Below are 16604 nucleotides of genomic sequence, written 5' to 3' on the forward strand. Positions count from 1 at the left end.
GCCGGTCAGCCGGGCAAGGCCCGCCGCAGCGCGTCGGCACGCTGGGCGTCGGCGAGGCTCACGCGTGCACTGAGCACCGCGGCGTCGTGCTCGGACACGACGACGGGGTACAGCTCGAGGCTGCGCACCTCCGGGAGGTCGTCCGCCAGGACCGACACGCGCGCGAGCACGTCCTCGAGGGCTGCGGTGGCGGCGACCTGCGTCCCCATGTACCCGAACAGCCGCGGGGCGGCGCGCACCGACCGGACCATCGCCGCGACGTCGACGTCGGTGAGCGGCGGCACGCCGTAGGCGACGTCGCCCAGGAGGTCGACGGCGTCGCCCGCGAGGCCGAACGAGACGACCGGGCCGAAGAGCTGGTCCTCGGTGGAGCGCACGACGCACGCCACGCCCGCGTCGGCCATCGCCTGCACCTCGAGCGGCTGGTCCGCGGCGCCCGGCAGCACGGCCGCGAGCGCCGCGCGCATCTGGTCGACGTCGGCGCGCAGCTCGGCCTCGTCGGCGATGCCGAGCCGCACACCGCCGAGGTCCGCGCGGTGGCGGAGCCCCGGGGCGGTGCTCTTGAGCGCGACCGGCCAGCCGATCTCGCGCGCAGCCGCGACCGCCTCGTCCGCGGTACGCACGCGGCGCGCGGACCACACGTGGACGCCGTAGCACGCGAGGAGGTCGGCCGTCGTCGCGGGGTCGAGCTCCACCTCGGCGGCGTCCGCGAGAGCGCGGTCGACGAGCTGGCGCGCCCGTGCGCCGTCGACGCCGGCGGGCCGGACCGCGGAGCCGTGGTCGGCCTCGCGCCAGCGCGCGTACCGCACGACCGCGCCGAGCGCGGCCACGGCGTCCTCGGGCGTGGAGTAGGCGGGGACCCGGCACAGGGCCGTCGTCGCGCGCCCGGACGCGGCGTCGCCCGCGTCGTCCGCGTCGTCGGCGTCGTCGGCGTCGTCCGGGGAGGCCGGGGAGGCCGGTGCGTGCGGGTCCGGGGCCGAGAGCTCGTCGGTGAGCCCGTGCAGGCCCAGCATGCTCGCCACCGTCGTCCGACGTGTGCGCGCGGCGGCCGCCGCGAGGGCGTGCGACAGCTCGACGCGACGCGGTCGGACCGTGGGCACCTGCACCGCGACGACGACGTCGCACGCGTCCGGGGCGTAGAGCGCGTCGACGGCCTCGGCGAGACGCTCGGACGAGGCGTCCTCCGGCAGGAAGTCCGACCGCGCGACGACGAGCCCTGCGGACGCCGCCGCCTCCGCGACGAGCGCGGCGAGCGAGGCCGAGCTCGCGAGGATGCCCACGCGCCGTCCGGCAGGGAGCGGCTGGTGCGCCAGGAGCTGCGCGATGTCGATGAGTTGGTGCGTGTTCTCCGCGCGGATGACGCCGGACTGCCGCAGCATCTCCTCGAGCGTGCGGCGCGGGGCGGTCGTGGAGCGCACGGCGTGGCCAGGCGGCACCACGTGGCCGGACCGGCCGGCGGTGACCACGACGACGGGCTTCACCGACGCGAGGCGTCGGGCGATGCGCGAGAACTTGCGTGGGTTGCCGATCGACTCGAGGTAGAGGCACACGACCTGGGTCGCGGGGTCGTCCTGCCAGTACTGCATGAGGTCGTTGCCCGACACGTCTGCCCGGTGTCCCGCCGAGAGGAACGACGACACGCCCAGGCCTCGGCGCGCCGTGGTGGCCAGGAGAGTCACGGCCATGGGGGCGGACTGGCAGAACAGGCCGACCACGCCCGGTCGCGGCAGGTCGTCCGCGAGGGTCGCGGCGAGCGTCACCCCGTCGGGGCCGGTGCCGTGGGTGACGAGCCCGTAGCTCGCCGGCCCGACGACGCGCAGCCCCGCGGTGTGCGCGACGCGCAGGAGCTCGCGCTGCAGCGCGAGACCCTCGGGACCGGTCTCGGCGTACCCGGCGGACAGCACGACGACGCCGCGCACCCCGAGGCGCGCGAGGTGCCGGACGGCGTCGATCGCCTCGGGAGCACGCAGCGACACGACGGCAAGGTCCACGGGGGCGGGGACGTCGGCGAGCGACGCGTGCGCGGTGACGCGCACGGCGTCGGGACCCACGGCGGGACCGACGGCGGTGGGTGGCGGTCCGGAACGCGGGGTCCCGGAACGTGCGGTCTCGGAGCGCGAGATCCCGGAGCCCGACGCCCCGGTCAGGGCCGGGCCGACGACGTGGACCTCGATGCCCGTGCCGCGCCGCAGGGCGGCGAGCGCGCGGTGCGCGAGGAGCGACTCGATGCCCTCGTCCCCCGCGACCGGGTCCGCCGGACCGGCGGGGCCGATGACGACGACGCTCGACGCGCGGAGCAGGCCCTGCATGCTGCGTGCCTCGGCGCGGTGCTCGCGGTCGGCCATCACGGCGCGCGAGCGCTCCGTCGGGTCGAGGTCCACGCTGACGACGACGAACCCGTCGTCCATCTGCTGGCGCACGTCGTAGCCGGCCTCGCGGAAGACGGCGAGCATCTTGCCGTTCTGCGGCAGCACCTCCGCGGTGAACCGGCGCACGCCGAGCTCGCGCGCTGCGGCGGCGAGGTGCTCGAGCAGCACGGAGCCGAGGCCGCGGCCCTGCGCCGAGTCGGCGATGTTGAACGCGACCTCGGCCTCGTGCCCGGTCGTGCGGTCGAACCGGGCGACGCCGATGATGTCCTGCTCCCCCGGCGCTCCCGTCGACCCCGTCGGGCCCGACGCGCGGTCCGCCGGGCCGTCGTCGGGCACCACGCTGCGGGGCCGGACGGCGACGAGCGCGACGCGGTCGGCGTGGTCCACGCGCGTGAACCGGTCGAGGTCGCGGTCCGACAGGCGCTGCATCGGGGCGAAGAACCGCAGGTACGTCGACCGCTCGGACTGGGAGACGTGGAAGCGCTGGAGCGCGTCGGCGTCCTCTGGCCGGATCGGGCGCACGTGCGTCGTCGTGCCGTCGCGCAGGACGACGTCCGCCTCCCACTCGACCGGGTAGTCGACGGGGTGCTGGACCGGGTGGGACCCGACGTCGGCGCCGCTCACGCACCCAGGCTATGCGGTGGACGGCGCGGTGCGCCTGCACCTGCGCGGCCCCGTCCGGGAGGACAATCGTCCCGAGCGGTCGGGGCCGTGGTCCGCCTGTGGGACGCGTGGGCTACCCTCGCGTCCGGCGGGAGGGCCGTCCCACCGCCCGAACGATCACCGACCGACGTCCCGACGCACCGACCGGCAGGAGCCCGCACGACCATGGCGCGCAAGCCCTCGACACCCTCGATCGACCCGGCCGAGGTGAACGAGACGATCGTCGACGTCGACGTCGCCACGGAGATGGAGGGGTCGTTCCTCGAGTACGCCTACTCCGTCATCTACTCGCGCGCCCTGCCCGACGCGCGCGACGGGCTCAAGCCCGTGCAGCGCCGCATCCTCTACATGATGGCCGACATGGGCCTGCGGCCCGACCGCTCCCACGTGAAGTCGGCGCGCGTCGTCGGCGAGGTGATGGGCAAGCTGCACCCGCACGGCGACGGCGCGATCTACGACGCGCTCGTGCGCCTCGCGCAGGACTTCTCGCTGCGCCTCCCGCTCGTCGACGGGCACGGCAACTTCGGCTCGCTCGACGACGGCCCGGCCGCCTCCCGGTACACCGAGGCTCGTCTCGCCCCGTCGTCGCTCGCGATGACGACCGGTCTCGACGAGGACGTCGTCGACTTCGTGCCCAACTACGACAACAAGCTCACCCAGCCTGAGGTCCTGCCCGCCGCGATCCCCAACCTGCTCGTCAACGGGGCGTCGGGCATCGCGGTCGGGATGGCGACGAACATGGCGCCGCACAACCTCGTCGAGGTGGTCGCCGCCGCGCGCCACCTCGTGCAGCACCCCGACGCGGACCTCGAGGCCCTCATGCGCTTCGTCCCGGGGCCGGACCTGCCCTCGGGCGGCAAGATTGTCGGGCTCGACGGCGTGCGCGACGCCTACCGCACCGGCCGCGGCTCGTTCCGCACCCGCGCGACGGCGCGGGTCGAGAACCTCACGCCGCGCCGCAAGGGCATCGTGTTCACGGAGCTGCCGTACGTCGTCGGCCCCGAGAAGGTGATCGAGAAGATCGCCGAGGGCGTCAAGGCGAAGAAGATCCAGGGCGTCACCGCGGCGACGGACCTCACCGACCGCGAGCACGGCCTGCGGATCGTTGTCGAGGTCAAGACGGGCTTCAACCCCGAGGCCGTGCTCGAGCAGCTCTACCGGTTCACGCCGCTCGAGGACTCGTTCGGCATCAACAACGTGGCGCTCGTCGACGGCCAGCCGCGCACGCTCGGTCTGCGCGAGCTGCTCGTCGTCTGGGTGGACCACCGCATCGACGTCGTGCGGCGCCGGTCCGAGCACCGCCTGCGCAAGCGCTCCGAGCGCCTGCACCTGGTCGACGGCCTGCTGGTCGCGATCGTCGACATCGACGAGGTCATCCAGGTGATCCGGTCCTCGGACGACGCGCGCGCCGCGCGGGAGCGCCTCCAGACCGTGTTCGACCTGTCCGAGCCGCAGGCCGAGTACATCCTCGAGCTCCAGCTGCGCCGCCTGACGAAGTTCTCCCGCATCGAGCTGGAGAAGGAGCAGGACGCCCTGCGCAAGGAGATCGCCCAGCTCCAGGAGATCCTGGGCGACGACGCGAAGCTGCGCGCCGTCGTGTCCGCGGAGATGGCGGAGGTCGCGAAGACCTACGGGACGCCGCGCCGCACGATCCTGCTCGAGTCGGCGGGCGCCGCCCCGACCACGACGGCGGCCGTGCCGCTCGAGGTGGCCGACACGCCGTGCTGGGCCCTGTTCTCGGCGACCGGTCTGCTGGCCCGGACGAGCGACGACACCGAGCCGGCCCGGAGCGGCTCCCGCGCTGCGCACGACGTCCTGCGCGGCCGCGTCCGTACGACGGCGCGCGGCGAGATCGGTCTCGTGACGAGCCGCGGTCGGATCGTTCGCGTGTCCGTCCTCGACCTGCCCGCGATCCCCCCGACCGACGGCGCCCCGAGCCTGTCCGGCGGCGTGCCGCTCAGCGAGGTCGCCGCGCTCGAGCCGGGCGAGGAGGCCGTGACGATCGCCTCGCTCGACGCGGACGCTCCCCCGCTCGCGCTCGGCACCGCGCAGGGCGTCGTCAAGCGCGTCCTGCCAGGTGACGTCCCGACCAACCGCGACGCGTGGGAGGTGATCGGCCTTAAGGACGGCGACGCCGTCGTGGGCGCCGCGCCCTCGACCGACGCGGACGAGCTCGTGCTCGTCAGCAGCGACGCGAGCCTCCTGCACTTCGACGCGACGGCCGTCCGCCCGCAGGGTCGCTCCGCGGGCGGCATGGCGGGCATCCGGCTCGCCGACGGCCAGCGCGTGGCGTTCTTCGGGGTCGTCCCCGCGGACGTCCGCGACCTCGCCGTCGTGGTCACCGTCGCCGGGTCCTCGGACGCCCTGCCGGGCACCCAGACGGGTGCCGCGAAGGTGACTCCGTACGAGCTGTACCCCGGCAAGGGGCGCGCGACGGGCGGCGTCCGGGCGCACCGCTTCCTCAAGGGAGAGGACGCCCTGATCCTCGCCTGGGTCGGGCAGGGACCGCCCCGCGCGACAGGTGCGGGGGGCCAGGCCGCAGAGCTGCCCGAGGTGGACCAACGGCGTGACGGCTCCGGCACGCCGCTGGCGGCGCCGGTCGTCGCGGTCGGCTGACGCGCGGCCCGGGGCGCCGCGCACCCGGTTCGCAGTGCGAAGCGCTCAGGATGCGCCAGGCTCGGTGGTATGACCTCTCACAGCAGTGACGTGCGAGGGCGGCTCGACCGGGACGTCTCGGTCGAGGGGGTGGACTACCACGCCGTGTTCGCGGCCCTCACCGCGCCGAAGCTCGTCATCTCCCCCGACCTCATGGTGCTCGACGCGAACGAGGCGTTCCTCCGGACCGTCGACGCACCGGCGACCGCGGTCGTCGGCAGGCACTACCTCGACGTCTTCCCGCTGCGCTCGGGCGGCGAACCGGCATCCGAACGCGTCGTGGAGTCGCTCGAACGGGTCGCGGCGACGGGGCGCCTGGAGATGATCGGGCCGCACCGCTACGACCTGCGCGGACCGGACGGACGCTGGGACGAGCGGTGGTGGATCACCACGAACGTCCCCGTGGTGGACGCCGGCGGCCGGGTCTCGGTGATCGTGCACCGCGCGGAGGACGTCACCGAGATCGTCCGTTCCCGACGCGAGACCCCGCTGGTCGACAGGTCCCCCGTCGCGCCCAGGGCTGTCGGCACGGGCCCGGCCGACCGCGACCTGCACGGGCGTGACCTGGACGAGCTCGCGGCCGACCGCGTCGACCGGGCGGTGCTCCACCAAGCCCTCGCCCTGGGGTCGACGGTCGGCCGGTACGCCGCCACGCTGGTCCGCGAGCGCCGTGCCGCTCTCGAGCTCCAGGACTCGATCCTCACCCCGCCGCCCGCTGTCCCCGGCCTGCGGATCGACGTGCGCTACCGTCCGGCGGTCCCCGAGGTGCACGTCGGCGGCGACTGGTACGACGCGTTCGTGCAGCGCGACGGTCACACGACCGTCGTGGTCGGTGACGTCACCGGTCACGACGTCTCCGCCGCGTCGCGCATGGGCCACCTACGCGGGGTCGTGCGTGCGGTCGGGTACACCACCGGCGCCGCACCCGCGGCGCTCCTCGACGCCGCGGAGGACACCGCGACGGGACTCCGGCTGGACGCCCTGGCCACGGCCGCCGTCGCGCGGATCGCCCCCGGTGCCGTCGGGGAGCCGCGCGAGCTCACGTGGTGCTCCGCCGGCCACCTGCCCCTGGTCGTCCGTGCGGCCGACGGGACCGCGCGTCTGCTGCGTGCCCGGAACGACCCGCTGCTCGGGTTGGGCCTCGGGGGCGACCGGACGGACCACACCGACGTCCTCCGGCCTGGCGACACCCTGCTCCTCTACACCGACGGGCTCGTCGAGCGCCGCGACCGGCCGCTGCGCGAGAGCCTGGAGGAGCTGCCCCAGCGCGTCACCGCGCTCGGCGACGTCGCCCCCGAGCGCCTGCTCGACCTCCTGCTGACCGACCTCGTCCCCGCGGGCGCGGAGGACGACGTCGCGCTCGTCGCCGTCCACGTCGAGCCGCCTCAGAAGGACGCGCCGCTCGAGCCGCTGTCCGCTCACGGCTAGCTGCCCGGACGGCCCGCCGTCCTGGCACCATGGCGACCCGGCTCCGGCGCGACGTCGGCCCCGACCCGCCGCAGGACGCCGAGGACGAGCAGCGCCTGGCCGCCGACGTAGGTGAGCATGACCCAGAACCCGTGGGCGGGTACGGCGTACCACGGGGCGAACGCGTCGAGCGCGATGAGGGCGTCGGACACGAGGAAGACGGCCCCGCCTACGGCGGCGAGGCGGTCGACGCCCGTCGCCGTCACGGCCATCAGCACGAGGCACGCGCCGTAGACGACGACCGGGACGAGCAGCGGTCCGGCACCGGGCGCGCACGCCACGACGAGCGCGACGAAGGCGAGCCCGTACGGCGCGAGAGCGAGCCGGCGTCGGAGGACGGAGCCCGCACGGTAGGGCCAGAACGCGACCGTGTAGGCCACCTGTGCGCAGAGAAGAAAGCCCACCATGACGAGGAACGCGGCGTCGCCGTCGGCGAGGTCGGGCGCCGTGTCGCCGAGCCACGAGAAGACCAGCGCGACGAGCGTGAGGCGGACGAGGCGAGAGCGTTGACGTCCAACGTCGATCGCGGGGCGCGTCGCGAGCCACAGGCAGCACGCCAGGGCGGGCATGAGGAACCACGGCGAGACGTTGGCGAGATCGGAGGCTCCGGCGAGCTGCGCGCCGAGGTGGACGAGAGTGAGCAGGGCGAGCGCGCCCCACGCAGCGAGCATGGGCCTCGAGGCTCCTTCGGTCGGGCGCCGGCATCGTTGCCGGCGGGCCGATCCTAGCGCCGCAAGGCAGATCCCCTCGAGATGCCGAGGTGGCCGCGAACAGGGGCCGACCTGCCGTGGACCCTGACGGTCGTGATTGATATCATGGTGGCGATATCGGAGGTGATCCCATGGAACAGGTCCTGATCCGCAATCTCCCCCCCGGCACCAAGGCCGCGCTCCGCGCACGGGCCAAGCAGCACCACCGTTCGGTCGAGGCCGAGGCACGCAGCCTGCTCACCGGAGCGCTGGCCCAGGATCCGGTGACGCTGGTCGACCTGCTCAGCACCGACGAAGGGGCGGACATCGAGTTCGAGCCTCGACGACTCGGGCTGACGTCGCGCGCCGTCGACCTGTGAGATACGTCCTCGACACGGACGTCGTGTCCGCACTACGTGTCCGGGGACGCAATCCCGCTGTCGAACGGTGGGCGTCGGCGATCCCCGTCGCCGACCAGTACGTCTCGGCGCTCACGATCGCCGAGATCGAACGGGGCATCGTCGCGAAGGAACGTGAGGACGCCGCTCAGGGCTCGGTCCTCCGACGGTGGTTCGAGGACAACGTCCTCCCGGCGTTCGCCGGGCGCGTCGTTCCGTTCGACCTCGCCGCAGCGCGCCTCCTCGCGACGTATCGCGTCCCTGAGCACGCGCCGTACGACGACGCGGTGATCGCGGCGACGGCCCAGGCGTGCGGCGCGGTGGTCGCGACCCGGAACACCAAGCGCTTCGCCCCGCTGGCCGTCGAGACCGTCAACCCTTGGAAGCCGGGAACCTGGCTCTGAGAGACTCCTCTACGACCGCCTCCATCGCCGCCCGGCAGCGGGCCAGGAGCTCGGCGATGTCGGCGGGCCGGAGCCCCGGGGCCGCTCGGCCGGCAGGATCGTCAGCAGGATCGGCGGCCGTGGGCGCCACCAGGGCCGACGGCCGTCGGTGAAGACCATCGGCACGACCGGCACACCCAGCCGGCAGGCGTACGCGAACGCGCCGCGCCGGAAGGGCCGCAGGTCGTGTCGTACATCACCAGCTCGCCCTCGGGGAAGAAGTGGACGCCCTGGCCGGCGTCGACAGTCCGGCGCATCCGCGCCTCGAACGCGAGGAGCTCTCCGGGCCCGCGCGCGCCGGGCCGCGACCGTGGTCCCGTTGGTGGGATCCTCGAGCTGGTCGATGACGAGCAGGACGCGCACGCGCGACTCCCTTGAGAACGCGAGCGCAGCGTCGGCCAGCGCAGTCAGGTCGCTGCTGCCCGCGAGCTCGTCCGCGAACTTCTCGCCCGCGCGTCGGAAGAACTCCGAACGATTCATGCCGTGCCGGGCAGCAATCCGCTCGAACTCACGATCGGGTACGGAAATCGCGGTCTTCAGAGGCCGAGTATGACCAGTCATACCGCGCGACGAGCAGAGCGGCGCTCCAGGACGTCCACAGCGCCTCGGTCAACGACGCCCGCGACCGCCGCTTGGGTCACGCTTGATGCTGGGCGCGAGCGGTTTCACGGACCGGGCTGGTCGCCGTCGTCGCCGAAGGTGCGGTGCGCGGCCAGCTCCAGGCGTACCGCAGGATGAGGGCGAGAAGGATCAGTTCCAGTGCGATGCCCAGGCCGTAGAAGTACAGCCAGGACTCGCCGACCACGTTGAACGCCGTGACGGGGACGTAGAGCGAAGCCACGACGAGGTTCGCGATGCGGTTCACCCTGGCGGGCAGCGTCGTCGACAGCACGACCATGAAGATCGGGACGGCCATGAGGATCATCGCCGTGGTCGAGAAGGTCTGGGAGAGGTCGAACTCGAAGACCCTGCCGTCGAGGATGTCGCCGACGACGCCGGGCGTGAAGAAGTTGAGAATGTCCACGTAGGCATACAGGAACATGAGGCTTGTCCACGCTGCGGCGAGCTTGGCTCTCACCGGGACCGGCTGGTCTTCCAGTGTGGTGGTGGGTTGACGTGTCTTCATCATGGGCTCCGTTGTCGTGGGCGGATCGGTAGGTCCACGATCTCGGAGCCCGGTGGCGGGAACACCGGCCGGGAGGCTGGAGCTCACCTGGCCGACGGAACGTCCGCTCTCTCGTTCTTTCGGCCGGTACGCCGAGGCGCGCCGATCTCTAGGCTGGAGCGGTGGTCACCGTCCGGCGCTCCATCTGGCATGAGCCGCGGCCTGCTGACGCCCCGCCCGTCGGTCGTCTCGACTGGCTGCTGGTGGGCGTGTTCGCGGCCGCCGCTCTGGTCGAGCTCATCGTTCGGCCGGACCTGGCCTGGCGACCCCTCGTGGCGGTGCTCGCCCTGACGCTGATGCCTGCCCTGCTCTGGCGAAGGCGCCGCCCCCTGATGGCCGCCCTGGTCGGGTGGGGCGTCGCCGGGCTGCTCTCGGTCCTCCAGCTGACTGCGCACGCCGGGGACCTCGGGCTCTACTCCATGATGGCCGTCCTGATCCTGCTCTACTCCGTGGTGCGGTGGGGCTCGGGACGGGAGATGGTCCTGGGGACGGCGTTCGTGACGGTCGTCGTCGCGTTGGGGATGTACGCCTCCTCCGCGGGCTGGGCCGACGTCTTCGGCGGGAGCGTCCTCGTCTTGCTGTTCGTCGCCCTCGCGGCGGTGTTCCGCTACCGCGCGGACCTCTGGCATCGCCAGCAGCGCGAGATCCGCAACCAGGAGCGGGTGGCGCTGGCGCGCGAGCTGCACGACACCGTGGCCCACCACGTCTCGGCCATCGCGGTGCAGGCGCAGGCCGGTGGCGTGGTCGCCGGCACCCAGCCTGAGAAGGCTGCCGAGGTCCTGGCCGCGATCGAGTCTGAAGCATCGCGGACACTGGCGGAGATGAGATCCATGGTGCGGGTGCTGCGTGAGGACGAAGCTGTCGCCTACTCACCGCAGCTGGGTGTCGCGGACCTGCCTGCTCTGGCGCGCGCCGACGCGACGCCCACCGTCGAGGTCTCGCTGGACGGTTCGCTGACCCGTCTGGCACGACCCGTCGACGTCGCGCTCTACCGCCTCGCGCAGGAGTCGCTGACCAACGCCGTGCGACACGCCCGGAGCGCGACCCGCGTCGGGATCGACGTACGGCGGGAGGGCGACGTCGTCACGCTGCGTGTCAGCGACGACGGACGGACCGAGCCGGGGCCAGGCCCGGAGCCTGGGTTCGGCCTGCTGGGCATGGCCGAACGCGCCCAGCTCCTGGGCGGATCGCTCTCCGCAGGGCCGGGGCCTGATGGCGGCTGGGTGGTCGTTGCCGCGCTGCCGATGGAGGCGCCGGCATGAGCATCCGTGTTGTCGTCGCCGACGACCAGGACCTGGTCCGGACCGGGCTGGTGATGATCCTCGGCGCGCAACCCGACCTCGAGGTGGTGGGGGAGGCAGCAGACGGAATCGCGGCGCTCGACCTGGCGACCCGGCTGCGTCCCGACGTCCTCCTCGTCGACATCCGGATGCCCGGACTCGACGGCATCGAGGTGACCCGGCGCCTGGCCGGGCCGGACGTGACGGACCCGATGGCGGTCGTCGTGATCACCACCTTCGACCTCGACGAGTACGTCCTCGGCGCCCTGCGCGCCGGCGCCCGCGGCTTCCTGCTCAAGGACGCCGGGCCGGAACTCCTCGTGCAGGCCATCCACGCGGCAGCTGACGGGGACGCGCTGATCGCCCCCAACGTCACCCGCCGGCTGTTGGCGACCTTCGCCGACCAGACGCCGGTGGTACCGGTCCAGCCCATCGACTCGCTCACCGAGCGCGAGGAGGAGGTGCTCGCGCTGGTGGCACGGGGCCGGACGAACGCCGAGATCGGTACCGAGCTCTTCGTCAGCCTGAGCACGGTCAAGTCCCACGTGGCATCGTTGATGACCAAGCTCGGCGCCCGCAACCGCGTCGAGATCGCGATGTGGTCCTATGACACCAGACGCGTGAGAGCGGACTAGCGGGTACAGATCGCAGCCGTCTCAGGCGTTCGCCAGCTCGCGGTCGTCGTCCGCAACAGGCTTCTGGTCCTCGTAGCGGCGCACGACGCGGCTGACGGTCGACCGGGACGCCGAGACCTGCTGTGAGATCTCGCGCTGGCTCAGTCCCTGGCGGGCGAGATCGACGATGCGGCGGTCGCGTTCGGCGGTCGGGTCCTCGCCGAGGGAGGCCTCGTCGGCGTCGCCGACAGCGGCCTGCGCGCCCCCTCGGGGACCGGCGAGGTCGAAGACCTCGACGCGCCGGGTGTGACCCGTCACGGCCGGGGGTTCCACGCCCTGCGTCGCGGCGACGTCGTCCGGGGCGGGCTGCTCCCAGGGAAGCGGCTTGGCGCGCCCGAACACCTCCTTGACTCGCGCTTCGAGGTCGGGGAGCGCCTCGAAGGCGGTCTCGGGCGTGTAGGGCTGATCGTCCGGCTCGACGGCGGGGGCCTCGGCCCGTTCCTCGGCGGACGGGCGGTCCTGGATCTGCGCGACGGCCTGCGGGGCCTCGACCGCGCGGACCTCGGCGTCGCGCGCCGACTCCCGCGCGAGGGTCTTCAGACCCCGTACCTCGGCGGGCACGGCCGCCCGGGCGGCGAGGACCGCGGGTTCCTCGGCCGACCCACGGGCGGTGCCACGCTTGACGGAGCTCGCCCCGATGAGGTCGAGCCGGTTGCCGTGGCGTTCTGCGGCCTCCAGGCGGTCGACCCAGATCTGCATGCGCCGCTCGAAGTCCTCGACCGTCAGCAGCTTGAGGGCAGCGTCACGGGCGGCGCGCTGACGCTGGTGGGCGGCCCGGACCTTGCGCAGGTCCGCCGACGAGCCCGAGCTGTCGACGCGTGCGTCGCGCCACTGCTCCATCGCGGTGACGTACCCGTGGACCCGCGTCTCGCGGCGACGCTCGTCGAGGGTGTGGCCCGTGACCATGTGCCGCTCCCCCACGAGGGCGAGGTGCCACATGAGCGCGGCGACCAGCGGGGGCACGAACCGGAACACCACCATGTACGGGGTGCTGTCGGTCGGGACGGCGATCTCGTGGAGCGCCGCGAACACGCCCGACGTGCCGGAGAGCACCCAGGTGAGCGTGAGAAGGATGCCGTACGGGCGACCCTCGAGCGCCGCGTTGCGCGCCATGAGCGCCACGGCGACGAGGCTGACCTCGAGGAAGCCCGCCAGTCCGTACGCCTCGAGCGGCGACATGTGCGCGACCTCGAGACCGAACAGGACCATGCCGCTGTAGGCCAGGGCGGTGGCGATCGTCGCCGCGACGACGACCGCGACCATCGGGAGGTGCCGGCCGCGGTAGCGCACCTGCCGCGGGGATCTGCCCGAGTCGGTCTGGTCCTGCTGTGTCACATGATCCTCCGAAAAGTGGTGTGGGCGCACATATCCCAACACTCAGGACACTCCTCGTCAACGTGGCGGAAGGAATCGCAGGCCGATCGTGACCAGCGACGCTGCGGGCGGCGCCCGGGTGAGGCCGGGTCAGCTCCGGACCGCCCCGTGCACGGCCGCATCGGGCAGGAGGGCGCGCCGAGGCAGGTGACGCCGGGGGCACAGCCGATCCGGGCTCAAAGATCCGTCAGGAGGGAGTCCGTCGAGCCACGGACCACTTGTGAAGCTGCGACCACGAGGGCGTGACCCGCTTGCAGGTCCATCACGTGCTCGTGCGTGTGGCGCTTGTCGGTGAGCTTGACGTGCGCCTTCTCGACGAGCTGGTTCTGCGAGTCCCGGTAGTGGACGTGGATCTCCCAGCGCGCAGGTCTGTCATCGACCTGGACCGAGAAGTTCCTCGTGAAGGGCCCGGTCGCACTTCCCTTCTTCTGTTCCTTCTCGTCCTGGGTGCGGAAGGTCAGCGTGTGCGCGAGACCGCTGATGATCCCGTCGGCATACCAGCTCTTGAGGGTCCGGCCCGCCCCGGGCTTCCCGGTGATGAGGAGGTGATCGATCTGTGCCCGTCTGATCGCAGCCAGCTCCTGCCGCATCTCCCTGTTCATCTGTGCGCGGATGTCGACCACCTTGACCGGAACCGACTCACCGCTCGCGTACTTCTTCGTCAGGGCGACGAACTCGCCCCAGGTGAAGTTGTTGACCAGGCTCTCGAACTGACGGTGGCTCTTGCACCACCGCTTCACCAACGCAGCAGCGCCGTTTACCTCCTCGGGCGACCTCTTCCACTTCGTCGGGATGAGGGTCTTGTAGTCCAGCTCCTCCGCAATGGTCGGCTGGTAGGTGCGCTGAACCACCGTGCTGGCCGCCCGATTCCCCGCGCTCGCCTGGAGCTGCAACATCGCGCGACGTCCACCGTCCGGCAATCGGGGAAGGAAGGTCGGCGCGCGCTCGACGGCATGAGTGCGGACGGGACGAGAAGCGGTCACGGACCGAGGACGCGCCGTTGCCTCGCGCGGAAGGGTCTCGTGGTGCCGGGGGCTCATGATCCATGGTGCGACCGGTCGACCCCGCATCGCCTGCCCGAACGGGCACGACGGAGCGCAGCAGATGATGCCTCGACTCCCGGCCGGCGTTGCGCGAGGCGCTCGCCGAGAGGGTCAGACGTTGAACCCCAGCGCGCGGAGCTGGTCCTTGCCGTCGTCGGTGATCTTCTCCGGGCCCCACGGCGGCATCCAGACCCAGTTGACGCGGAAGCCGTCGACGAGGCCGTCGAGGGCCTGCGCGGACTGGTCCTCGATGACGTCCGTCAGCGGGCAGGCCGCGGACGTGAGCGTCATGTCGATGATCGCGTGGTTGTTCTGGTCGATCTGGATGCCGTAGATGAGGCCGAGGTCGACGACGTTGATGCCGAGCTCGGGGTCGATGACGTCGCGCAGGGCCTCCTCGACGTCTGCCACCGTGGGCGGGCTCGGTGCGACGCCGCCCGCGGGCGCGCCGGTCGTGTCGGTGCTCATCGGTTCTCCTCCGTCGTTGCCCGCGCGGCGTGCGCCGCGTCGGCGTGGTCTGCAGTGGTGCGGTAGGTGCCGTCCAGGGCCCCTGACGTCACGAGCGAGTCCCGCAGCGCCGCCCAGCCGAGCAGGGCGCACTTGATGCGGGCAGGGTACTGCGAGACGCCGGTGAACGCCGTGGCGTCCTCGAGCTCGTCCTCGGCTGCCTCGTCGAGGCCCTTGCCGCGCGAGCCCATGAGCTCGCGGAAGACCTCTCCGAGGTGCTCCGCCTCGGTGACAGGTCGCCCGGTCACGAGGTCGGTGAGGACGGACAGGGACGCCTGGGAGATGCTGCAGCCCTGCCCCTCCCAGCTCACGCGAGAGATGGTGGGCGCGCCACCAGAGGCGTCACCGGCCGTCGTGCCCGACGACGCGGGCGCGAGCTCCACGCGCAGCGTCACCTCGTCGCCGCACGTGGGGTTCACCTGGTGCGACTGGCCGTGCGCCGCGCCGTCGGCCACCTCGACCAGGCCCCGCCCGTGCGGGGTCTTCGCGTGGTCGAGGATGACCTGCTGGTACATCTGCTCCATCGAGCTCATCGAAGTCCTCTCAGTCCACCGAGAAGAACGCGCGGACCCCTGCCAACGCTTCCCGGAAGGCGTCGACGTCCTCGCGGGTCGTGTACACGGACGCGGACGCACGGGCGGTCGCCGCGACGCCGAACCGGCGGTGCAGGGGCTGCGCGCAGTGATGACCCACGCGCACGGCGATGCCCGCGTCGTCGAGCACCTGCCCGACGTCGTGCGCGTGCACGCCGTCCACGACGAACGACACGACCGCGAGCCGGTCGACCGGCTCGCGCGGGCCGACGACCCGCACTCCCGGGATCTCCCCGATGCGCAGCAGCTCGGTGGCCAGCTCGTGCTCGTGTGCCGCCACGCCCTCCATGCCGAGCTCCTGCAGGTACCTGGCGGCGGCGCCGAACCCGACGATCTGGGCCACGGCCTGCGTGCCCGCCTCGAACCGCTGGGGCGGGGCCATGTACGACGACTCGGTCATCGTCACGACCTCGATCATCGACCCACCGGTCGTCACGGGCGGAAGCGCCTCGAGCAGCTCACGCCGCCCGTACAGCGCGCCGACGCCCGTCGGGCCGAGCATCTTGTGCGACGAGAAAACGGCGAAGTCGACGCCGAGCGCGGGCAGGTCGATCGGCAGGTGCGGCACCGACTGGCACGCGTCGAGCACCGTGAGCGCGCCGACCTCGCGCGCTCGCGCGACGATCGGCTCGACCGGCGTGATCGCGCCCGTCACGTTGGACACGTGCGTGAACGCGACGACACGCGTCCGCTCCGTGATGACGCTCGCCGCGTCCTCGACGCGCACGCGCCCGTCGTCGTCGACCTCGAACCAGCGCAGCACGGCGCCGGTGCGGGCCGCGAGCTCCTGCCACGGGACGATGTTCGCGTGGTGCTCCGCCTCGGTGATCACGATCTCGTCGCCCGGCGCGAGCGCGAAGCGCCGCGCCGCCTCTCCCCCGCGACCGAGCGTCGCGTTCGAGATCCCGTACGCGACGAGGTTGATCGCCGCCGTCGCGCCGGACGTCCAGACGATCTCGCCCGGGCGCGCGCCCACGAACGCCGCGACGTCGGCCCGGGCCGCCTCGAACGCCTCGGTCGCCTCCTCGGCGAGCTGGTGCGCGCCGCGGTGCACCGCGGCGTTGCGCTCCTCGTAGAAGTCGACCTCGGTGTCGAGGACGACCTGCGGCTTCTGCGACGTCGCCGCGGAGTCGAGGTAGACGAGCGGACGACCACCGCGCACGGTGCGCTCGAGCAGCGGGAAGTCCGCCCGCACGGCGGCGAGCTCGCCGGCCGACAGGCGCGACGGGCTGCCGTCGAGCTGGCCGGCGGCGTGCGCGGTGGTCGTCATGGTCGTCTCCTCGC

At 72.8% G+C, this 16604-nt stretch carries 14 protein-coding genes; 6 read left to right on the forward strand and 8 right to left on the reverse strand.

Going from position 1 to position 16604, the window contains the following annotated elements; all coding sequences use genetic code 11:
* Positions 1-5 precede the first annotated feature (5 nt).
* Positions 6-2993, reverse strand: coding sequence for a bifunctional acetate--CoA ligase family protein/GNAT family N-acetyltransferase (locus AC4H2G_RS16080; RefSeq protein ID WP_494366726.1), 2988 nt, complete (start codon positions 2991-2993; stop codon positions 6-8).
* Positions 2994-3197: 204 nt separating this feature from the next.
* On the opposite strand from AC4H2G_RS16080, the gene AC4H2G_RS16085 reads away from it, so the two are divergent.
* The gene (locus tag AC4H2G_RS16085) at positions 3198-5648 is read left to right on the forward strand and encodes a DNA gyrase/topoisomerase IV subunit A (protein ID WP_494366727.1); all 2451 of its coding nucleotides are present in this window, start codon (positions 3198-3200) and stop codon (positions 5646-5648) included.
* A 69-nt stretch (positions 5649-5717) separates the two neighbouring features.
* Positions 5718-7115, forward strand: coding sequence for a PP2C family protein-serine/threonine phosphatase (locus AC4H2G_RS16090; protein ID WP_494366728.1), 1398 nt, complete (start codon positions 5718-5720; stop codon positions 7113-7115).
* Here the strand turns inward: AC4H2G_RS16090 and AC4H2G_RS16095 are convergent.
* Complete coding sequence (locus tag AC4H2G_RS16095) at positions 7112-7825, reverse strand: lysoplasmalogenase (RefSeq protein WP_494366729.1); 714 nt, start codon at positions 7823-7825, stop codon at positions 7112-7114. The two genes, AC4H2G_RS16090 and AC4H2G_RS16095, sit on opposite strands and share 4 nt — an antisense overlap.
* 170 nt (positions 7826-7995) lie before the next feature.
* Here AC4H2G_RS16095 and AC4H2G_RS16100 point away from each other — a divergent pair, with 170 nt between their 5' ends.
* Together AC4H2G_RS16100 and AC4H2G_RS16105 are read left to right on the forward strand one after the other, a co-directional pair.
* The gene (locus AC4H2G_RS16100; protein WP_494366730.1) at positions 7996-8223 is read left to right on the forward strand and encodes a FitA-like ribbon-helix-helix domain-containing protein; all 228 of its coding nucleotides are present in this window, start codon (positions 7996-7998) and stop codon (positions 8221-8223) included.
* A complete protein-coding gene (locus AC4H2G_RS16105; RefSeq protein WP_494366731.1) occupies positions 8220-8645 on the forward strand; it encodes a type II toxin-antitoxin system VapC family toxin in 426 nt (141 codons plus the stop codon). The genes AC4H2G_RS16100 and AC4H2G_RS16105 overlap by 4 nt, the downstream gene beginning before the upstream one ends.
* A gap of 676 nt (positions 8646-9321) precedes the next feature.
* On the opposite strand, the gene AC4H2G_RS16110 is transcribed toward AC4H2G_RS16105, so the two are convergent.
* Positions 9322-9813, reverse strand: a complete 492-nt coding sequence (locus tag AC4H2G_RS16110) for a DUF6326 family protein (protein ID WP_494366732.1) — start codon at positions 9811-9813, stop codon at positions 9322-9324.
* Between the two features lie 158 nt (positions 9814-9971).
* Between AC4H2G_RS16110 and AC4H2G_RS16115 the strand changes: the two genes are divergently transcribed.
* Together AC4H2G_RS16115 and AC4H2G_RS16120 are read left to right on the forward strand one after the other, a co-directional pair.
* The gene (locus tag AC4H2G_RS16115; RefSeq protein ID WP_494366733.1) at positions 9972-11111 is read left to right on the forward strand and encodes a sensor histidine kinase; all 1140 of its coding nucleotides are present in this window, start codon (positions 9972-9974) and stop codon (positions 11109-11111) included.
* On the forward strand, positions 11108-11764 hold the full coding sequence (locus AC4H2G_RS16120) for a response regulator (protein WP_494366734.1): 657 nt from the start codon (positions 11108-11110) through the stop codon (positions 11762-11764). The genes AC4H2G_RS16115 and AC4H2G_RS16120 overlap by 4 nt, the downstream gene beginning before the upstream one ends.
* Before the next feature lie 21 nt (positions 11765-11785).
* Here the strand turns inward: AC4H2G_RS16120 and AC4H2G_RS16125 are convergent, their stop codons facing one another.
* The 5 genes from AC4H2G_RS16125 to AC4H2G_RS16145 all read right to left on the reverse strand — a co-directional run bounded on the left by AC4H2G_RS16125 (position 11786) and on the right by AC4H2G_RS16145 (position 16590).
* Positions 11786-13138: a helix-turn-helix domain-containing protein gene (locus AC4H2G_RS16125; protein WP_494366735.1), complete on the reverse strand. Its 1353-nt coding sequence runs from the start codon at positions 13136-13138 to the stop codon at positions 11786-11788.
* Between the two features lie 215 nt (positions 13139-13353).
* A complete protein-coding gene (locus tag AC4H2G_RS16130; RefSeq protein WP_494366736.1) occupies positions 13354-14160 on the reverse strand; it encodes a hypothetical protein in 807 nt (268 codons plus the stop codon).
* A gap of 171 nt (positions 14161-14331) precedes the next feature.
* Positions 14332-14688, reverse strand: a complete 357-nt coding sequence (locus AC4H2G_RS16135) for a metal-sulfur cluster assembly factor (protein ID WP_494366737.1) — start codon at positions 14686-14688, stop codon at positions 14332-14334.
* Positions 14685-15260 (reverse strand): Fe-S cluster assembly sulfur transfer protein SufU, encoded by a 576-nt coding sequence (gene sufU, locus AC4H2G_RS16140; RefSeq protein WP_494366738.1) that lies wholly within the window; start codon positions 15258-15260, stop codon positions 14685-14687. Before sufU ends, AC4H2G_RS16135 begins: the two co-directional genes overlap by 4 nt.
* 10 nt (positions 15261-15270) lie before the next feature.
* Complete coding sequence (locus AC4H2G_RS16145; protein WP_494366739.1) at positions 15271-16590, reverse strand: SufS family cysteine desulfurase; 1320 nt, start codon at positions 16588-16590, stop codon at positions 15271-15273.
* Positions 16591-16604: the final 14 nt, after the last annotated feature.

Source organism: Cellulosimicrobium sp. BMG9.23, assembly GCF_059159985.1.